The 17,946-nt window shown below is 50.6% G+C and carries 20 protein-coding genes, 1 pseudogene and 2 riboswitches; of the genes and pseudogenes, 11 read left to right on the forward strand and 10 right to left on the reverse strand.

Annotated elements, in window-relative coordinates; all coding sequences use genetic code 11:
• Positions 1 to 38: 38 nt before the first annotated feature.
• From KD909_RS06960 to KD909_RS06975, 4 genes and pseudogenes are all read right to left on the reverse strand, one after another.
• Positions 39 to 563: a DM13 domain-containing protein gene (locus tag KD909_RS06960; protein ID WP_211782770.1), complete on the reverse strand. Its 525-nt coding sequence runs from the start codon at positions 561 to 563 to the stop codon at positions 39 to 41.
• A 209-nt stretch (positions 564 to 772) separates the two neighbouring features.
• Positions 773 to 2,118, reverse strand: a pseudogene (locus tag KD909_RS06965) (IS1182 family transposase); the annotation flags it as partial.
• A gap of 335 nt (positions 2,119 to 2,453) precedes the next feature.
• The gene (gene msrA, locus KD909_RS06970; protein WP_078146976.1) at positions 2,454 to 2,978 is read right to left on the reverse strand and encodes a peptide-methionine (S)-S-oxide reductase MsrA; all 525 of its coding nucleotides are present in this window, start codon (positions 2,976 to 2,978) and stop codon (positions 2,454 to 2,456) included.
• A 67-nt stretch (positions 2,979 to 3,045) separates the two neighbouring features.
• A riboswitch (SAM riboswitch) is annotated at positions 3,046 to 3,145 on the reverse strand.
• A 44-nt stretch (positions 3,146 to 3,189) separates the two neighbouring features.
• Entirely contained in the window at positions 3,190 to 3,351 is a 162-nt protein-coding gene (locus KD909_RS06975) for a hypothetical protein (protein WP_168169845.1), read from the reverse strand.
• A gap of 113 nt (positions 3,352 to 3,464) precedes the next feature.
• On the opposite strand from KD909_RS06975, the gene KD909_RS06980 reads away from it, so the two are divergent.
• Entirely contained in the window at positions 3,465 to 4,871 is a 1,407-nt protein-coding gene (locus tag KD909_RS06980) for an amidase family protein (protein ID WP_249199094.1), read from the forward strand.
• Positions 4,872 to 4,936: 65 nt separating this feature from the next.
• On the forward strand, positions 4,937 to 5,998 hold the full coding sequence (gene rlmN, locus KD909_RS06985) for a dual-specificity RNA methyltransferase RlmN (RefSeq protein WP_211782772.1): 1,062 nt from the start codon (positions 4,937 to 4,939) through the stop codon (positions 5,996 to 5,998).
• 37 nt (positions 5,999 to 6,035) lie between these two features.
• Here rlmN and KD909_RS06990 read toward each other — a convergent pair whose 3' ends face one another.
• Positions 6,036 to 6,635, reverse strand: coding sequence for a class I SAM-dependent methyltransferase (locus KD909_RS06990; protein ID WP_211782773.1), 600 nt, complete (start codon positions 6,633 to 6,635; stop codon positions 6,036 to 6,038).
• 148 nt (positions 6,636 to 6,783) lie between these two features.
• Here KD909_RS06990 and KD909_RS06995 point away from each other — a divergent pair, with 148 nt between their 5' ends.
• The 7 genes from KD909_RS06995 (at position 6,784) to KD909_RS07025 (ending at position 12,708) form a co-directional block, all read left to right on the forward strand.
• Positions 6,784 to 7,665, forward strand: coding sequence for an SMP-30/gluconolactonase/LRE family protein (locus KD909_RS06995; protein WP_012726391.1), 882 nt, complete (start codon positions 6,784 to 6,786; stop codon positions 7,663 to 7,665).
• A gap of 12 nt (positions 7,666 to 7,677) precedes the next feature.
• Positions 7,678 to 7,944: a hypothetical protein gene (locus KD909_RS07000; RefSeq protein ID WP_012726390.1), complete on the forward strand. Its 267-nt coding sequence runs from the start codon at positions 7,678 to 7,680 to the stop codon at positions 7,942 to 7,944.
• Between the two features lie 111 nt (positions 7,945 to 8,055).
• Entirely contained in the window at positions 8,056 to 9,255 is a 1,200-nt protein-coding gene (locus tag KD909_RS07005; protein WP_012726389.1) for a GTP-binding protein, read from the forward strand.
• 59 nt (positions 9,256 to 9,314) lie between these two features.
• Positions 9,315 to 9,415, forward strand: a riboswitch (TPP riboswitch).
• An 82-nt stretch (positions 9,416 to 9,497) separates the two neighbouring features.
• The gene (locus KD909_RS07010; protein WP_211782774.1) at positions 9,498 to 10,088 is read left to right on the forward strand and encodes a YkoF family thiamine/hydroxymethylpyrimidine-binding protein; all 591 of its coding nucleotides are present in this window, start codon (positions 9,498 to 9,500) and stop codon (positions 10,086 to 10,088) included.
• Positions 10,081 to 10,656 carry an ECF transporter S component gene (locus tag KD909_RS07015; RefSeq protein WP_211782775.1) on the forward strand — a complete coding sequence of 192 codons (576 nt, stop codon included), beginning with the start codon at positions 10,081 to 10,083 and terminating at the stop codon, positions 10,654 to 10,656. The genes KD909_RS07010 and KD909_RS07015 overlap by 8 nt, the downstream gene beginning before the upstream one ends.
• Positions 10,649 to 11,992, forward strand: coding sequence for an ABC transporter ATP-binding protein (locus KD909_RS07020; RefSeq protein WP_211782776.1), 1,344 nt, complete (start codon positions 10,649 to 10,651; stop codon positions 11,990 to 11,992). The genes KD909_RS07015 and KD909_RS07020 overlap by 8 nt, the downstream gene beginning before the upstream one ends.
• Positions 11,974 to 12,708, forward strand: coding sequence for an energy-coupling factor transporter transmembrane component T family protein (locus KD909_RS07025; protein WP_211782777.1), 735 nt, complete (start codon positions 11,974 to 11,976; stop codon positions 12,706 to 12,708). Before KD909_RS07020 ends, KD909_RS07025 begins: the two co-directional genes overlap by 19 nt.
• A 9-nt stretch (positions 12,709 to 12,717) precedes the next feature.
• Here the strand turns inward: KD909_RS07025 and KD909_RS07030 are convergent, their stop codons facing one another.
• Both KD909_RS07030 and KD909_RS07035 read right to left on the reverse strand, forming a co-directional pair.
• Positions 12,718 to 13,305 (reverse strand): DUF1643 domain-containing protein, encoded by a 588-nt coding sequence (locus KD909_RS07030; protein WP_012726384.1) that lies wholly within the window; start codon positions 13,303 to 13,305, stop codon positions 12,718 to 12,720.
• Between the two features lie 28 nt (positions 13,306 to 13,333).
• Complete coding sequence (locus KD909_RS07035; RefSeq protein ID WP_230872907.1) at positions 13,334 to 14,017, reverse strand: lytic transglycosylase domain-containing protein; 684 nt, start codon at positions 14,015 to 14,017, stop codon at positions 13,334 to 13,336.
• A gap of 86 nt (positions 14,018 to 14,103) precedes the next feature.
• Between KD909_RS07035 and KD909_RS07040 the strand changes: the two genes are divergently transcribed.
• On the forward strand, positions 14,104 to 14,799 hold the full coding sequence (locus KD909_RS07040) for a CPBP family intramembrane glutamic endopeptidase (RefSeq protein WP_211782778.1): 696 nt from the start codon (positions 14,104 to 14,106) through the stop codon (positions 14,797 to 14,799).
• Here KD909_RS07040 and KD909_RS07045 read toward each other — a convergent pair.
• Positions 14,732 to 15,655, reverse strand: a complete 924-nt coding sequence (locus KD909_RS07045) for an alpha/beta hydrolase (RefSeq protein ID WP_211782779.1) — start codon at positions 15,653 to 15,655, stop codon at positions 14,732 to 14,734. The genes KD909_RS07040 and KD909_RS07045 overlap by 68 nt on opposite strands.
• 181 nt (positions 15,656 to 15,836) lie before the next feature.
• Between KD909_RS07045 and KD909_RS07050 the strand changes: the two genes are divergently transcribed.
• Positions 15,837 to 16,244: a hypothetical protein gene (locus KD909_RS07050; protein WP_211782780.1), complete on the forward strand. Its 408-nt coding sequence runs from the start codon at positions 15,837 to 15,839 to the stop codon at positions 16,242 to 16,244.
• Here the strand turns inward: KD909_RS07050 and KD909_RS07055 are convergent.
• Positions 16,195 to 16,872 (reverse strand): ABC transporter ATP-binding protein, encoded by a 678-nt coding sequence (locus KD909_RS07055; protein ID WP_211782781.1) that lies wholly within the window; start codon positions 16,870 to 16,872, stop codon positions 16,195 to 16,197. The two genes, KD909_RS07050 and KD909_RS07055, sit on opposite strands and share 50 nt — an antisense overlap.
• Positions 16,869 to 17,882, reverse strand: a complete 1,014-nt coding sequence (locus tag KD909_RS07060; protein WP_211782782.1) for an ABC transporter permease — start codon at positions 17,880 to 17,882, stop codon at positions 16,869 to 16,871. Before KD909_RS07060 ends, KD909_RS07055 begins: the two co-directional genes overlap by 4 nt.
• Positions 17,883 to 17,946: the final 64 nt, after the last annotated feature.

The following is a 17,946-nucleotide window of genomic DNA, read 5'->3' on the forward strand; positions in this document are numbered from 1 at the left end:
AAGAGGGTGGCCGATTCATTCTGCCACCCTCAAGTCTGTTATTCACTTGAACCAGTCAGTTCTCCCGTCCCGAACGTCGCGCTGAACGCACGGCACCAGATGACGACGGTGTTGTACTCTTCTAAATTCACATCCTCAGGGACCAAGTAGTTTTGATTCCCGATGTTCCCTTTTAGCGCCCCTAAACTGACGCCTTCGGTCGTCACTTGCCCTGGTTTCGTCAAATAGACGAATAAGTCAGGACCGTTCGTCGTCTCGAACTCTTCAAATCGGAGGTACGTTCCGTCTTCTGCCTCGACCGAGCGGATCGTGCCGGTCGTCTCATAATTTTTCTCCCCGTCCATGAATACACCCGCTACTTCGGTTGGACTCGGTTGTGCTTCCGGTGTCTCGGACGTCTCTTGATCTGATTCCTCTTCCTCTGGAGCTGGTGATTCGACTGCTGTCGGCGGCAATCCTTCATCGACCGTCTCGGTTAAGAATAGTGGGGAGATGAGCCACCAGGAAACAGCGATTACGGCTACGCCAATCACACCGATGATGAGTTTCGTACTTGTTTTCATATATGAGTCCTCCTTTTCGGATGTATGAACCATTAATAGTCTTTTCCCGATTATTGGTCTTATAAAAGACGCGAATGCTAACATTCGCGTCTCAGGCTGTTGACGAACCAAATCGCATATGGCGATTTGGTTCGTCTTTTTTTATGTTCAACGAGCTTGAGGCGTTCTGCCCGACAAAAGATTGAAGAAATGTTATGTAGACGGTCCTTTCTGGCCAACAGGTTGGCCAGCTTCTTCATGTTTTGTGCGGTGGCTGCCACCAGATTGGCGCGTTGGACCTTCGCGGTCCCCCTGTAGAAGGTGAAACGGAGCCCGTGGAGCTCTTTCCCATCGGCGAACGAGCGCTCGACGGTCTGCGGCCGCAGTCGGTAGAGGGATTTCCCAGACGCGGACAGGCGGTTCTCGTTCACCTGCTCGCGGTAATGTTCATCGACGTGGCGTGTGATGTCCCTTCGGTGCGTCCGGCTGGACGTGCACTTCTCGAGGAGAGGGCAGTTCTGACAGATGGAGGGGTCGGAGACGTAATGGTGATAGCCGTGGCGGTCCGTCGTCTGATAGGTGAGGCGCTGTCGCGCCGGACAGAGATATGCATCTTCCTCGGGCAGGTACGTGTACCGGGTCTTGCGGAACATCCCTTTCTTCCCGCCGAAACGCCTCCGGGCGATGACCCCGAAGATGCCCCGTTCGACGAGCGCCTTCGCGATCCCGGTTGTGAAGTAGCCTGCATCGAGTGCGACCGCCTCGAGCGGGAAATGGAAACGTTCGAGGACATGGTCGAGCCGATTGAGATAGACGGTGCTGTCCGAGACGTTCCCGGGTGTGACGTGTACATCGACGATGAAATTGTGCTTGGCGTCGACCGTCCGATGCGCCAGCCAGAAAAAGCCTTCCGGCTTCTGGTCACGATACATGTATCCCGCATCCGGGTCGGTCCGGCTCATCTTGACGAGCCGGCACTCCCTCTTCTCAGATGCCGGTTTCAGTTCTTTTTTCCGCGTTCGGCCCGTTCCTCGTTCACGCGGGTGAGAAGCTCGTCCTCGATCGCACCGACGACCCGTTCGACCTCTACCTTGTCGAATTTCTTCTTGTTCGCGTTCGCCCGGATGTGCGTGGAATCCGTGATCAGGATGCGTCCGGAGACGAGACCGTGAGATTCCGCCTGTCGGACGATGTCCTCGAAGATTTGTTGGAACACGTCGTTCCCCTGAAAGCGTCGGCGGTAGGCCTGGCTGATCGTCGAATGGTCGGGAACCTTCTCATCGATGCCGAGACCGAGGAACCAGCGATAGGCGAGGTTCGTCTGAACCTCCTTCACGGTCTGGCGCACGGAACGGATGTTGAACAGGGGTCCGAGTAGGATGATCTTGATGATGATCTCCGGATCGATGCCGGGCGTACCGGTGTTCGAATAGAGCGGGGCGCAGAGCCGGTGCACGATCGAGAAGTCGATGTGACGGTCGAGTCTCCGGACGAGATGATCCTGCGGGACCAGCTGGTCCAACGTGGTCTTCGACTGGATCGGTTCATGTCGTTTCTCAGAATGGGCGCGATACATATTGGGTTCCTCCTTTTGATGACGAGCGAACTTGGTGTTTACCTTCTTCTTTCCCCGTTTGTAAGGGTTCGAAGTATGTATCGGGCTTTTTCTTCGGCCATCGAGGCCTCAGAAAAAGAAAAATGGCCGCCAAAGGTGGCGACCATTCGTGTGACTCGTCCTACGGCGTCCCGACTCCTGCAGGAAAGCAATCCGACGGAGACCCAGCAGCGACCTGAGTCGCGATGCGGCTCCGGGATTGCCTGCGGAAAGCGTGGGCGCCGGAAGGACGAGTTCGAACATCTTATTTGTCAACAAGCTGAGACGCGAATGCTAACATTCGCGTCTGATGACCGTTATACGGTTTCCGTCCAGTTTTCCTCGATGAACTCGTCGCGTCCCGAGATGGCCCGGTCTTCCTTATAATGCTTCGGATTCTTTTTATGATAATCCTGATGGTAGTCTTCTGCAGCGAAGAACGTCGTCGCCGGAATGATTTTCGTGACGATCGGAGCCGTGAAACGACCACTTGCCGCCAACACATCGCGACTCGCCTCAGCCGCGATTCGTTGTTCTTCGGTGTGATAGAAGATGGCTGGGGCATACTGAGGTCCCCGGTCTTGGAATTGACCACCATCGTCCGTCGGATCGGTCTGAATCCAATACAGCTCAAGAAGACGTTCATACGAGAATAATGCTGGATCATATGTGATTTGAACGACCTCGAGGTGCCCCGTCGTCCCGGTTTTCACTTGTTCATACGTCGGATTGTCGACCTGTCCGCCCATATAGCCGGATACGATGCCTTCAATCCCTGGTAATTCTTCAAATGGTGTCACCATGCACCAAAAACAGCCGCCTGCGAATGTTGCTTTTTCCATACTGTCGTTCCCTCCAAATCGTCATTCAACAAAAAAGCGCTCACGTCGGATGACATGAGCGCTTTCGTCATATCGTCCAAGGTTTCCCTTGCTGGTCGTAGCACCTTGCCTAAGGCAGGTTGCTGTGAAGTCGCGGAGCCAGATCTCTCGTTCACTCTTGATATCGATATGTAGTTGGTGAGAGCATCATACCACCCTCAAATTACATTCGTCAATGATTCGGTTTTCGTTTCAACTGAAAAACCGTCAAGACGATGATGAATCCAATCAACCCGATGGAAATGAGCGTACCATACGGCACATTCTCCCCGTATAGCTGTAAGAAAAATAGACCGAATACGGCAAGCAACACAAAGACATAGGAGCGAGTCATTGGGACCTCCAGTTTTTTCTTAAGTGTATCAAGAACACATCGACTTGGCGATACGAAAAGGAAATCAGACGTAGAGCACGAATAAAGGGGAAGAGATAAAGGAGGAATGCATGATGGAACAAATCCAATTACATGAACTGACGATTGAACGTGCGCATCGTGGGTATAAAGAAGGACAATTCACGGCGAGAGACGTGACCGCCTATTATTTAGGACGGATTGCGACGTATAATGAACGACTTCACGCCGTCATTCAAGTCAATCAGGACGCCCTGTTCGAGGCAGAGGCGGCAGACCGGGCCTACCGAAAAGGGGTACGCAAACCGCTACTCGGCATTCCCGTCTTAATCAAAGACAATATCGAGACGAACGGTCTGATGCGAACGACAGCGGGAGCAGCCGCGATGCGACATCATTTCGCCGGTCGAGATGCCGAGCTCGTCAAACGCTTGCGGGCTGACGGGGCCATCATCCTTGGCAAAGCGAACCTGTCCGAGTGGGCGAACTTTTTAACGGAAGATATGCCGAACGGCTGGAGTGCCGTCGGTGGACAGACGATGAACCCATACGGCGACGGGTTGGATGTCGGGGGGTCAAGCTCAGGGTCGGCTTCAGCGGTCGCGGCAAACCTTACGCTTCTCGCAGTCGGATCTGAGACGAGCGGTTCAATCGTCCATCCGAGTGTCCATAACAGCATCGTCGGGATCAAGCCGACCGTCGGGTTGATCAGTCGCTCCGGAATCATCCCGATCTCACGTTCTCAAGATACGGCGGGACCAATGGCGCGTACGCTTCGTGATGCGGTCATCGCCTTACAATCGATGTGCGGGGAAGATGAATCGGATCCGGCAACTCTCGAGACACCGGTCGGTCCCCCATACGTGACATGTCTCGATGTGAGGCAAGCGGTCGGGATGCGTGTCGGATTTATCAAGCCAAATATTTCAGACGAAGAAGTCGGATTGTATGAGGGGGCGCTCCGATTGCTACGGCAAGCCGAGGTCGAACTCGTTGAGGTCACGCTACCAAAGCATGAGGCGCTAGAGCAGGCGGACATCTTGTTCGACGAATTCAAGCTCGGGGTCGAGGCGTATCTTGCCAACACGACCGTGCCGTTTAAAACGCTTTCCGATTTGATCGAGTGGAACGCGGAACATCCTGAATCGATTCCGCACGGCCAGACCATCTTTGAAGAAGCGAACGCCAAATCTGGGAAACTGACTGAAGCGAACTATCTCAACCGACGCATCGAGGACGTACGTCTCGCGAAAACGGAAGGGATTGACACATTGCTTGCGTCACATAAACTGGACGCACTCGTCCTGCCGCATGACATGAACTACGACATGGCTGCAAAAGCAGGTCATCCGACGATTACAATCCCATATCATTTGAAAAAGAGCGGTGCCCCATTCGGACTCTCGTTCACGGGGACGAGCTATGCGGAGCGTGATTTAATCCGAGTCGCTTATGCGTTCGAACAATTCGTCACACGACCGACGCCTCCAGATTATTCGTAAGTTGCACCCGTCTCTCACGTCCGCTACAATGGTACGTATGCGGATTAGAGAAAGGACAGATTACAATGAAATCATCTATATACGGGTTGACGTTCGATCAACTCACAAACGAGTGTACGGAAGCGGGATACGGTGCCTTCCACGCACGTCAAGTTTGGGACTCGCTCTACATCGACCGGGTCAAATCGATGGACGACCTCAACGTACGTGATGAGGTGCGTGATTACTTAACAGAGAAATATGTCATCTCAACACAAGAACTGTTCGTCAAACAAGAAGCGGGCGACGGGACGGTCAAATTCTTACTTAAATTACATGACGGGCACTACATCGAGACGGTGCTCATGCGTCACAAATACGGACGTTCGGTCTGTGTGACGACTCAGGTCGGTTGTAACATCGGCTGTAGCTTCTGTGCGAGCGGTTTGTTGAAAAAGACGCGTGATTTGACGGCTGGTGAGGTCGTCGAGCAGATCATGACCGTCCAACACTTCCTCGATGAAGAGGGTGAAGGGGACCGCGTCAGCCATATCGTCGTCATGGGAATCGGTGAACCGTTTGATAACTTCGACAACTTGGTCGACTTCTTGCGTGTCGTCAAAGATGAGCGTGGACTTGCGATCGCTCCGCGTAAAATCAACGTGTCGACGAGTGGTCTCGCGGATAAGATCTACAAGTTCGCGGACCTCGACTTACGCATCAACTTGGCGCTCTCTCTACATGCGCCAAACGATGAATTACGTACTCGCATCATGAAAATCAACCGGGCGTTCCCGCTTGATAAACTCATGCCGTCGATTCGCTATTACGTCGAGAAGACGAATAAACGAATCACATTCGAATATATCCTGCTCTCAAAAGTGAACGATTTGCCGGAACATGCGGAAGAACTCGCCGACTTGATTGAAGACATCAAAGACAAGTCATACGTCAACTTGATTCCGTACAACCCGGTCAACGAGCACATCCAATATGAGCGAAGCACGCCTGAGGACATCATGGCGTTCTACGATATCTTGAAAAAACGTGGCATCAACACTGGTGTCCGTCTCGAGCACGGGACAGACATCGATGCGGCATGTGGACAACTCCGCAGTAAGCATATGAACGTCGAAGGCGCGAAGTAAACAAATGGCCTCTCCGAATCTCGGGGAGGCCATTCGTTTACCGTTTTTGCCCGACATATTGAATCACAGCTGATTCGCCGTGATGGAGCGTGCCTTCTTCTCGCCAGACGACCGTCTCATGTAAGACGAGCGGTACGAAATCGTCCTCTAGTTGGTGGAACATCTCTTCGGTGTAAAGAAGTGAGGCGTCGTTTGGTCCACCTGTCCCGTAAGCGAGTTGATGTGTAGAGTAGACTTCACTCAGGAACAAACCACCAGGTCGAAGCGTTTGTTGGATACCCGAAAACACCTTTTCTCTGACGTGTGGAGGAAAGTGGCCAAAGATACAGATGACCATGTCATACGCCTTGTTTGGCCAATCGGCTTCATTCAAGTCGATCTGTTTCGTCTGAATGGACACGTTTCGTGACGTCGCCAAGCGTTTCGCTTTGTCGATCCCTGCTATAGAAATGTCCCATATCTCAACTTCAAAGCCGAGCGTGGCGAGCCACACCGCGTTTCGACCTTCGCTCTCCGCGATGGCCAATACACGTTTTCTTTCAGGTTGATGAGACGTGACCCATTCGCGTAAAAATTCGTTTGGCTCTGTCCCATACACATACTCTTCCGAACTAAATCGTTCATCCCATTTCGACAAGCCATTCACTCCCTCGCTACGTTTCTTTCACTATAGCAAAACGAAAGGACGACGGTGAAAATCCAACACGATTTTCTGGATTCATGCATAGACCCAATGCGAGAGGGGAATAGATTTCTGAACTAATGGATAGAGTGGAGGCTAAGTGATGGAGAAAGTAGATGCGTCGTTGTGGATTCGTGTACGAAATACGCTTGGTGAAGGTCCGTGTTGGGATGCCGAGCTGAAGCGGTTTTATTGGGTAGATATCGAAGGCCATACATTGTGGTGGTATGACGAACGTGAGGATGAAATCTCGTCGTTTGAAGTCGGGAAACAAGTCGGTTTCGTCATTCCGAAAGTGACGGATGGCGTTGTCCTTGGTTTGAAGGACGGCATTTATGAGTGGGATGAGATCAATCGGGACTTGAAGAAGATTGTCGAGTTGGATGATCCGGACGGTCAATTGCGGTTCAATGACGGAAAAGCCGATCCATACGGTCGAATCTTCGCCGGAACACTTCATCTCGAAGACAAAGAGAATCAAGCGACATTGTATCGTGTCGATCGGGATGGTACGACGACGACACTCATGGATGAGCTCACACTTTCGAACGGGTTGACGTGGTCTCCTGACCATTCCGTTTTTTATCATATCGATACACCGACTGAAACGATTCGCCAATATGATTTCGATTTGAAGGCGGGTACGTTATCAAATGGAAAGGTCGTCATCGATTTCGCGGACGAGGATGGCTTCCCAGACGGTATGACATCAGATACGGAAGGATGTTTATGGATTGCGCATTACGCCGGAAGCAAAGTATCTCGCTGGAATCCATCAACCGGTGAAAAGCTGTTAGAAGTTCACGTTCCTGCACCGAATGTCACATCCTGCGCCTTCATCGGGGATGGGCTCAATCGATTGGCCATCACGACGGCTCGTGAGGGGATGGATGAGGAAGCGTTAGCCGAATATCCGGATGCTGGATCGGTATTTATCATCGATACAGAGGTGAAAGGGATGCCGCTTTATCGCTTTGGGCGTTGAGGAGGACATGCAATGGTGAAACGACTGTTAGTTCGAGCGGGTATTGGGTTGGCAGTTGCGGCAGCGGTCAAGATGGGGATTCAAAAGTTGCAAGAAAATCGAGCGCGGGAAGAAGATCATTCTTATCTCGACCCAAAATGGGACGAGGTGCCGAGTGTCGATTCTGACAAGGACGAGGATGAGGTCGGGTTGACGCAACTCGACTCCATCTATCGGGCGGAGTGGCAAGCGAACGCCTATCCCCGCTCGGAAGCAGAACGAAAAGCGTTGGAAGAATAAAAGCATGTTTTTCAAAACACGTCCATATGGCGTGTTTTTTTGTTGACAAATCGAATCAGTCGTTTCAATATATAAAAAGTAATGATTACGATTTAATGGAGGTTCATCAATATGAAACGAATTCCAATTACAGTACTCTCGGGTTATCTTGGTAGCGGAAAGACGACACTGCTCAACCACATCTTACATAACCGGGAAGATAAAAAATATGCGGTCATCGTGAACGATATGAGCGAGTTGAACATCGATGAGAAATTGATTGAACAGGGTGGTTTCTCCCGTACCGATGAAAAATTAGTCGAACTCTCGAACGGGTGCATCTGTTGTACCCTACGTGAGGATTTGCTGACAGCGGTCTATGAGTTGACAAAGGATCGCGACCTCGATGGTATCATCATCGAGTCTTCTGGTATCTCTGAACCGATTCCCGTTGCGCAGACATTCACGTATGCCGATGATGCGCTCGGAATCGATTTGACGAGCCGTGTCTATATCGATGCGATGGTCACTGTCGTCGATGCGTATCGTTTCTTCAAAGATTTCAATTCTGGTGAATCGCTCATGGAACGTCAACAAGCCGTCGATACAGGAGATGTCCGTGAAGTCGTCGACCTACTCGTCGATCAAGTCGAATTTGCGGATATCATCGTGTTGAATAAGGCAGACCGGGTGTCTGAAGCGGAACTGCAGGAGATGAAGGGGCTACTTAAGACACTCAACCCGAGCGCCCGATTATTGACTTCAACGTACTCCGACGTAGCGTTAGACGATCTACTCGACGTCCAGTTGTTCGATTTCGATCAGGCGATGCGTGCGGCGGGATGGATTCAAGAACTTGAGGCAGAAGAACATACGCCGGAAACGGAAGAGTATGGCATCAGCTCGTTCGTCTACCGTCGTCGTCGACCGTTCCATCCTGAGCGTTTGATGAATTGGATGGAGCATTACCCTGAAGAAATCGTCCGCGCCAAAGGCTTCTTGTGGATTGCGTCACGGAACGACCTTGCCTGTCTCTTCTCCCAGGCCGGATACGCATCGACGCTCGAACATGCCGGTCGTTGGTTAGCGACCCTTCCCGAGAGTGAACGAGAGGCCATGTTCTCCTCAGAACCGGAACTGCGCGAGGACTACATCGAGCCGTACGGAGACCGACAGAACGAATTGGTCCTTATCGGTCAACGGATGGACCGGGATGCGGTCGAGCAATCACTTGACGCCTGTTTGTTGACGGATGAGGAGATGGTAGCGGAGTGGGATTCGTTCCATGACCCACTTCCTGGTACTGGCCAACTCGTCACCTATTCAGATTGACCGTTTACAAACTGACGAAACATCGCTATACTGTGACTGCATAAGTAACCGCATATCAATGACTGCACTAGGGGTGCTTCGGCTGAGATGTGAGCATGGCTCCGATCCCTTATAACTCGATCCAGGTAATACTGGCGTGAGGAAGTGCGGCACTTTCTCTATGCAAGTTTGTATAGATTTTGTTGCTGCATTCTCATGAATGCGGCTTTTTTTATGCAAACACATATAGAGGGGGAAACAAGATGAATGAATCATGTGGCACGAGTCCGATTGTCGGATTTCGCTTCACGCTTAGCCCGATGACAGATGACTTTGTCGGGACGATCAAAGGGGCATTGAAAGGAACGAATATGACGGGTGTGTGGCGACATACAGATGACGTGTCGACCGTGATCCGAGGTCGCGCCGAGCACGTGTTCGACGTCGCACGGACCGTCTTAAGCCTGGCTTCGGAGGAAGGACGCCATGTCTCGATGAGCGGAACCTTCTCTGTCGGATGTCCGGGAGATTCGGCAGGGGATGAGGTGCTCGAGGCACCACCACAACCACTGAATGGAATTTCAAGAGAACAGTATGTCTCGTCACAGTTCGCGCTTTATCCGATGGGGGCGGAGAACTATATGGATCTCATCTATGATGAAATCGAGCAAGCGATACAGGCGGGTGTCTATAATGACTCCATGCACTACGCGTCAGGCATTCATGGGAACTTGGATGATGTGTTCTCGTATTATGAGGCGGCGTTCAACCGGATGCGCGAGAAGAATCGACACGTCGTCATGACGGTGACGTTCAGTGTGAACAGTCCGTCACATGGAGGACGACATGCTTAAATCGTGGAAATTGAAAGAGGTCGTCCTCGTCTCCGTATTGTCTGTCGTATTTGCCGTCGTCTACTTATTGTTTGTTCATATCGGGAACTTATGGGCAGGGTTGATTGGACCGATCGCCTATGAATGGATTTTCGGTATCTGGTTCATCGTGTCAATCATCTCGGCGTACATCATCCGGAAGCCGGGTGCTGCCTTCATCTCGGAAGTGATGGCAGCGACGATTGAAATGTTGATTGGAAATGCAATCGGACCGCGCATCATCTTGGTCGGCATCGTCCAAGGTCTTGGGGCGGAAGCAGTCTTTGCGATGACAGGTTATCGTCGATACGAGCTTTGGGTTCTCATGCTTGCTGGATTTGGCTCGGCCATCACGAGTTTCGTGTACACTTACTTCATGAGCGGATTTGCGATGCTCGAACCAGGATATGTGGCGACGATGTTCGGGCTGCGGGTGGTCAGTGGCATGGTCATCGCAGGAATCGGTGGGAAGTTGCTCAGTGACCTGTTGCTCAAGACGGGGTCACTTCGTGGCTATGCGATCGCTCGGAGTGGGAACGTCCATGGTTGAGACAGAATCGCTTTCATTCCGGTTCCCCGAAAGTCAGGACACCATCATAAAAGATGTGTCACTTTCCATACGACCTGGACGCACGATTTTGACAGGAGCGAGCGGAAGCGGGAAGTCGACCCTACTCGCGCTGTTCAACCGTCTCTATCCAGAGAATTGTGATGGAGTCCTAGAAGGCAGACTCGAACTGTTTGGACGGATTTACGACGAATACGCACCAGGCGAGATCAATCAGCAGGTCGGGACGGTGTTTCAAGACCCGGACACGCAGTTCGTGATGGAACGGGTGGAAGAGGAACTCATCTTCACACTCGAAAATTTGCAGACACCGGTCGAGGTCATCGATCAGCGTGTGACGGAGATTCTCGAGTCACTCAAACTGACCGATTACCGAAATCGTCACATCGATTCCTTGTCAGGCGGGGAGAAACAACGGATTGCCGTCGCCTGCGCCATGGTCGGACAACCGGAATGGTTGCTTCTCGATGAGCCGTTGACACACCTTGATCCAGTGACCGCGAATCGATTTGTCGACTGGCTTGATCACTTGGACAACGTGAACGTCATCGTTGTCGAACATCGCGCGCACTTGTGGGGAGACTTTTTTGATTGGCACATTGAACTCGATCAAGGACGGATTGTACGGAACGAGCCGTTTCAACCGGTCGATGATTTTTCATTCAAACCGTCGCCTGAGCCACGACAAGCAGTCGAACACTATGTGGTCGACGAGGTGGAGCGTGACACATTTCGATTAAAAGGAGTGACCCTAAAAGCTCGGATTGGGGAAGTGATTGCCATATTAGGACCAAATGGGAGTGGAAAGTCGACGTTTTTACGAAGGTTGACGGAGTGTGACCGCCGGGTGGGACTCGTCCCCCAATCTCCGGAACACTTATTTTTCATGAACTCGGTCGAGCAAGAGCTACAGTTTGGTCATGAGGAATCGATTGATGTCGTATTGGATGAGCTAACCCTCGAGGACAAACGAGTCCTCCATCCATTGTCACTCAGTCATGGACAGAAGCGACGACTCGCCGTCGGGATTCAGTTACTCTCAAACAAACAGTTGCTTGCCTTCGATGAACCGACGGCTGGCCAAGATGAACCGTCACTCCATGCACTAGAGATTTTGATGAAGCGACATGCGGAAAAGGGACAGACGATCTTGTTCGTGACCCATGACTTATCGTTCGCCCATATCGCCAATACGTTCTATTTGATGAAGGACGGGGAACTCTCAGGACCATTCGGTGATGAGCTTTGGGGGGACACGGAGAGACTTCGTCATTATCGACTCACGGGAGGTCGAAAGCGATGTCACTCCATGATATGAATCCGACGATCAAGTTTGTGACGATGACGATCATCATGTTCGGGTTGGCCTTGTTTTATAACCCGTGGACCCCGCTCGTCATCATTGTCGGTACGTTGACGATTCAATTACTGGCGACGGACGTTTCATGGAAGAAGTGGAGCCTGTTTTTGATTCCTTTTCTCGTCACGGCACTCGGGACGTTTTGGACGACGCTCGTGTTTGGGAAGGAGCTGGGGGGAGAAACGTGGGTAACCCTTCTCGGTCAAGACATTTCAAAAGAAGAGGCACGTATCGCCATGTCTCTTAGTCTACGTGTGTTGGCATTCACCGTACTGTCGCTCCTCTTCATGTTGACGACCGATTCGAAACGTTTCGTCATGAGTTTGATGCAACAGGCAAGGCTTTCTCCGACGATTGCCTATAGTGCGCTCGTCGGATTCCGCTTCCTTCCGTTAATGCAACGGGAGATGCATCAGCTACAATACGCGCATCGACTTCGCGGCGTACCTCTTGATACGAAATGGGAGCGGATTCGGCATGTCCCGAAACTACTTCTTCCACTGATGGCAGGTTCAATCCGACGTGCTGAACGTGTCGCCTTCTCCATGGAGGCGAGAGGTTTCACAAGTGGAAAACGGACCGTCTATGAGCGGATTGACATCAAACCGTCCGATTACATATGGTCCGGTATATTCTTCATACTGTTCGGTCTTTCCATTTGGATTGGCATATGAAAAGACGACTCACGGAGAGTCGTCTTTTTTCGTTTCTTTCACGATGCGAAACTTCGGTTTGACCGATTCGTTGTTGAACGCCTCGAGAACGGTATTCTCGTTTGCCATTCGAATCTGTTGTGGCTCGCCTTTTGCTGTCGTACCGATGCAATACATGTTCGCTTCATAATCCGCAAAGAGCGATTTGTAAGATGTCGCATGGTGCATCAAGCGACCTGGAGACCCCCAACCGACGATGATCATCCCGCCGCTCGCCTCTACCTCTTGTAACGTCTCTTCGACGTAATGGTAGTTCGTCTCATCGAGTTGAGACTCCACGTATGGAAGGTTGTCATTGATAGCGAGTGTCGGGACGAGACTGATGACCCGCATTTCTCGAATCGGTTGTGACAAATGATTTTGCATCAACATATAAGCACGCTGTGTCGTTGTGCCGGACAAAAAGGCATCGCTCATCCGCGGCGAGTAAATGATGACGGCGCAGATGACGCCATCCTCCACATCGGTGAACTCATACGTTCGCATATAGCGTTTCGTTTTATCTTCATTGAAGATTGATTTGACGCGGATGGTTACTTCTTCTACATGCGTGTTCATTTCCATTCCTCACTTTTTCATGTAAGCATCAGCCGAGCGATTTAAACCACTCGACATATCGAATCGTGTAATAAGCAACTCGTTGACTAAGCGTATCACGCTCATCAGGCATGAACGTCACGCTTGATTCATAGTTCTCGAAGTACGTCATGACATCATTGACATATTGCTCACTTCGATTGTATTCGAAGATGGCGTTTCGGACGGACGTGACCGAATCTGTCTTTTTCCCACCGTGTTCACTTAAATAATACGCCGCCGTGTGCGCAGAATCAACTAGACTGTGTGGGTCAGCTTTTCCATCGCCGTTTCCGTCGCGACCGAGTCCGCCATACTGTTCAATCAAGGCAAGGTCCGTCAAATCTACTTCGTCTTCCGGGACATCGCCTTTTTGGTCATCGGTGTCATATTCCCAACCGAGCCAAGTGCGGGGCATGAATTGAAAAGGTCCGATCGCGCCGACAGACGAACGCATCGACGAACTGTGTGAGAAGATGGTCTCTACCCGATGAACGGCAGCCAGTAGGCGCCAGTCCACGTCATATGTTTCAGCGGCGTCTTGATAGACGGCCAGATGTGTGTTCGGAACACCGTTCTCTCCATAATAGGTTCGATACAATCCATTGTTCACTTTATCATGTTGACCGAGCCAGCCGACTGCCCCGAGCAAAAGCACGAGCACAATGATGAAACCGGTCAGTCGCAGCATCATACGTTTCAAGATACCGCCTCCTAGCTTTTAGACAATACCCGAATAGTGTAGCATATAGCTAAGAGGAAGGACAGGAGTGGATATGGATGCTCGAACGTTTGATTTTTACAGCCATTATCGGCTACATGCTGATCGTTCAAATCTTCAATGCCAAATTGATTCGTCCCTTGATTGAAACGAGAGGACGGGCATGGGTGTACGAACAAACCGTGAAATCGGCATGGGGACTGACCTTGTTGATTGTCGCCCTCATCTTTTTATTTCAAGTACCGCCAGCGGAAGTTGGATTGACATTCGCACCAGAAGCGGGGAACGAACAGGCTTGGCAAGTCTTTTACTTGTCATGCATCCTAGTAACCGTGACACTCGTCTTTTATCTGTTGGTCAAAACTTCAGCACGTCTCCGACATGTGTTACGCCCTTACTATGAGCTCGATTTAGAGAAGTTGCTACTACCCCGGACAAAAGCAGAAGAACAGGCGTGGAACGCCGTCTCGGTCACGGCTGGCGTGACCGAGGAATTCATATTCAGAGGAGTCCTGCTATACACGATTTCCCTCTATATCGAGGTGCCAGATGTGACTCTCGCCCTAATCGGGGGCGCCCTTTTCGGCGTGGCCCACGCCTATCAAGGGACAAAGGGAGTATTTACGACAGGGATTGTTGGATTCGGATTAGGCATCCTCTATTTAGGGATGGGAGTCCTTTGGCCGGTCATGGTGTTACATGTACTTCTAGATTTGATTGCCGGTCCAATCCATGTCGATGCAAAAAGCGAGTGACCGCTCCCTCATAGGCGAGAGCGTCCTTGATCATGCAATCGGTATGTTCTGCCCCATCAATTAACAACAAATCGTTCTTTCGGTTCAAGGCATTCATTTCGACCGACATCCACGTCGGCACGAAATCATCTTTTGAACCATGCACGAATAGGATTGGGGTCGTCGTTTCCGTGACGGCCTTTTTCGGTTGGACTTGTCTCATCGTGAAGCCGGCACGAGACCAAAGGAAATAGTCGATTCCCGGTAAAATGAGTTCGGCTGGGATGTGGTGTAACTCTCTCAGTTGATAACGCATCAATTGTTTCATATCGTCAAACGGACATTCAGCGATGACGAAGTCGACGTCTGTGAGCGGAGTCGTCTGCAAGACGGTGGCCGCTCCCATTGAGACGCCGTGAAGCCCGACTTGATCGACTGTTTCCTCTTTCTTCAACCAGTCCACCCAGTCGATCATATCGACTTTTTCATGGAAACCGTATGAGGCATAAATCCCTTCAGACTCCCCGTGTGAGCGTAAGTCGACGGCAAGCAGGTTATAGCCGAGTCGATGGAACATGGCGAGATGAGGGGCCATGAAACTATGTGATGCGGTATATCCATGTACGAACACAATCCATTTTGTTGACCCTTCATTCCGATAGATACGCCCGTAGAGGCGGTAGTCATCCCGCGATTGAATCGAGACATGCTCGAACGGTACGTCATGATAAAAGGTGCGATCTTCGTCCGTATATGGAGCGAGTAACATCTCCGGAGTCTTTCGTTTGCCTCGCGTCATTCGTTTGAAGGCATAGTAGCTGATTGCGTAATAACCTGTGAAAAGTGATGCTAATCCAATTTTCCATTTTCGTTGCATTGATACCGACTCCTTTCAACGTTATTGTACCCGAAACGACTCGATACGGTCCTGTTTTCTTACATAAGGGGAGGGCATACTTAACATAAGCAGGTGAATTAGATGAATGACGGCACATCGAAAGATTAGGTAGAGAACGATATGATGAAGTGACAATAGCAGGAGGGTGGGGGGTATCTACATGGAGAGGTCAGAGATTTATCGAATGATTCAAAGGGTGTTGAGCGACAGAGAGGGAACGCTTGAGCGAGGAGTAACGTTCTCGTGGACGCTTGAAGGTGATGAACGGATTGTCGGACTCGTATTTGATGTTATACTCGACCGGTATTTTCTATACAACAAAACAAGCCTCCTCACCGAGGTGCAAGAGATTGCGCGTCTAGTCGAGTGTCGACCAGAGGAAATCGTCCGCGCTTTCTCCTGTCTTTCGGGGATTCGACTCGAATCGAATCATATCATCGAACGACTGATGACCATCGAAGAGGCGACCATTTCGGAAAATGGATCAATCCGTGTTGCCATTCGCCTTGGAGGATGGCTCACTCATCAGCTGCATCAAATTGGTTGTGATGCCCTTCTTCCTTGTTGAGCTCGGTCAAGGTACCGTCAATCACGCGAAGGACACGATCACACACATCGAGCATGCGTTCATCATGTGTGATGACGACGACACGTCTTCCTTCCTCATGCGCTTGTTTGGCCAATAGTTCCATTACAAGACGTCCATTCTCATAATCCAAACTCGCCGTCGGTTCATCTGCCAAAATGAGTTGCGGGGAGTTGATGAGGGCCCTAGCGACGGCGACGCGTTGCTTTTCACCTCCTGACAAGGTCGATGGGAGATGGTGCAAACGGTGCCCTAAGCCGAGGTCGGTCAACAGTTGCTTCGCATCCAACTTTTTCTTCTCCTGAATCAGCTCTAGTTGTTCGAGCACCGTCAAGTAGGGAATGAGGTGGGCCTGTTGAAACACGAACCCAACTTCATGCAGGCGTAACAGACGACGTTGTTCCTCATCTAATTCGAATACGTCTCGTTCGTTCATCAAAAATGCTCCTTGATCCGGTTTTCGCAACAGACCGAGGATGTATAACAACGTACTCTTCCCGCTACCGCTCGGACCGACGATGGCGACGCATTCCCCCGGTGAGACATGTAACTCGATGTCATTCAATACGAGCTGACCGTCAAACTGATGTGATACATGGCTTAACCTCATGATGCTTTCCCTCCTATGATTTCAATTGCGTCGACTTGACGGAGTTTCCATAACGGCAACAACGCGCCAAGAACAGATAAGAAAATGAACATGGACCCAAATAGCGCGACATGACCGAAGTCGACGAGAAACGGTAATGATGATGGAATCAACGCATCGACGACGTACATGACCCCAATCGATGTGGCGACTGCGGCCGACACGATGACTATGACCTGAGAGAGTAGTGCCCGTCCGATGATACGTGGGGAGAGGCCGATTGCCTTCAGAATTCCGAGCTCAGGTAACTTTTGAAGCGTGAACAAATAAAAGAACGCGGTCAAAATAAACGTTCCGATCACGAGCAGAAAGGCACGCATCATCGTGAATGTGCTCTGTTCGGCACTATATCCAGGAACCGACTCAATCAAATCTTGTTGACTCATGACGAGCGCATCGGACATCGTGGATTTCGTTCCAATCTCAGCAGATACATATGGACGTTGTTCGGATTGATTCAAATAATCGAACCACGTCTCGTTCGTCGTGTAAATCACCGGTCCATGACTGTAACGACCAGACGCCTCACCGGCTATCGTAAACCGATAGTTGGAAGCGAAGTCGATTAACGAATCACCTAATCCAAGATTTTCTGAAAGACTAGGATCGAAAACGACCTCACCTTTTCTAAGAGCGGAAACAGGACCGATATTGCTATCTTTTGGAAGAGCGAATAGTGTCACCTCTTCTTTTTTTCCATCGATCGTGACCGTGAGCGGTCGAACGCTCATCGTTTCTTTTGAAGTATTCGCTGTGACGTCTATAAACGATCGTGTCAATTGACCTTCTGAGTCTGGATCAAGTTGATACGTCGTAGCATTCAATTCGTGCAACGCAGAACCGTTATCATATGCGAGACCGTCTGCTAGCCCTGTAATGAGTGTCGTCAACATGATAATCAAGAATGTGATCACGAACAACATGGAAAACTTTCTTTTCTGTCTCCACATCTCTTTCCAACCTAACTGCATAAAAAAACCTCCTTCAAGTGCTGATGAAGGAAGTGTACGCAACCAATATGAACAGAATATGAAC

It is taken from the genome of Exiguobacterium sp. PFWT01, from assembly GCF_018255795.1.
GTDB lineage: Bacteria > Bacillota > Bacilli > Exiguobacteriales > Exiguobacteriaceae > Exiguobacterium.

What these genes read in the sequence shown, in the direction of transcription:
- KD909_RS06960 (WP_211782770.1), bottom strand. Translation starts at nt 563, where the DNA reads ATGAAAACAAGTACGAAACTCATCATCGGTGTGATTGGCGTAGCCGTA.
- msrA (WP_078146976.1), bottom strand. Translation starts at nt 2,978, where the DNA reads ATGGAAAAAGCAACATTCGCAGGCGGCTGTTTTTGGTGCATGGTGACA.
- KD909_RS06975 (WP_168169845.1), bottom strand. Translation starts at nt 3,351, where the DNA reads ATGACTCGCTCCTATGTCTTTGTGTTGCTTGCCGTATTCGGTCTATTT.
- KD909_RS06980 (WP_249199094.1), top strand. Translation starts at nt 3,465, where the DNA reads ATGGAACAAATCCAATTACATGAACTGACGATTGAACGTGCGCATCGT.
- rlmN (WP_211782772.1), top strand. Translation starts at nt 4,937, where the DNA reads ATGAAATCATCTATATACGGGTTGACGTTCGATCAACTCACAAACGAG.
- KD909_RS06995 (WP_012726391.1), top strand. Translation starts at nt 6,784, where the DNA reads ATGGAGAAAGTAGATGCGTCGTTGTGGATTCGTGTACGAAATACGCTT.
- KD909_RS07000 (WP_012726390.1), top strand. Translation starts at nt 7,678, where the DNA reads ATGGTGAAACGACTGTTAGTTCGAGCGGGTATTGGGTTGGCAGTTGCG.
- KD909_RS07005 (WP_012726389.1), top strand. Translation starts at nt 8,056, where the DNA reads ATGAAACGAATTCCAATTACAGTACTCTCGGGTTATCTTGGTAGCGGA.
- KD909_RS07010 (WP_211782774.1), top strand. Translation starts at nt 9,498, where the DNA reads ATGAATGAATCATGTGGCACGAGTCCGATTGTCGGATTTCGCTTCACG.
- KD909_RS07015 (WP_211782775.1), top strand. Translation starts at nt 10,081, where the DNA reads ATGCTTAAATCGTGGAAATTGAAAGAGGTCGTCCTCGTCTCCGTATTG.
- KD909_RS07020 (WP_211782776.1), top strand. Translation starts at nt 10,649, where the DNA reads ATGGTTGAGACAGAATCGCTTTCATTCCGGTTCCCCGAAAGTCAGGAC.
- KD909_RS07025 (WP_211782777.1), top strand. Translation starts at nt 11,974, where the DNA reads ATGTCACTCCATGATATGAATCCGACGATCAAGTTTGTGACGATGACG.
- KD909_RS07030 (WP_012726384.1), bottom strand. Translation starts at nt 13,305, where the DNA reads ATGAACACGCATGTAGAAGAAGTAACCATCCGCGTCAAATCAATCTTC.
- KD909_RS07035 (WP_230872907.1), bottom strand. Translation starts at nt 14,017, where the DNA reads ATGATGCTGCGACTGACCGGTTTCATCATTGTGCTCGTGCTTTTGCTC.
- KD909_RS07040 (WP_211782778.1), top strand. Translation starts at nt 14,104, where the DNA reads ATGCTCGAACGTTTGATTTTTACAGCCATTATCGGCTACATGCTGATC.
- KD909_RS07045 (WP_211782779.1), bottom strand. Translation starts at nt 15,655, where the DNA reads ATGCAACGAAAATGGAAAATTGGATTAGCATCACTTTTCACAGGTTAT.
- KD909_RS07050 (WP_211782780.1), top strand. Translation starts at nt 15,837, where the DNA reads ATGGAGAGGTCAGAGATTTATCGAATGATTCAAAGGGTGTTGAGCGAC.
- KD909_RS07055 (WP_211782781.1), bottom strand. Translation starts at nt 16,872, where the DNA reads ATGAGGTTAAGCCATGTATCACATCAGTTTGACGGTCAGCTCGTATTG.
- KD909_RS07060 (WP_211782782.1), bottom strand. Translation starts at nt 17,882, where the DNA reads ATGCAGTTAGGTTGGAAAGAGATGTGGAGACAGAAAAGAAAGTTTTCC.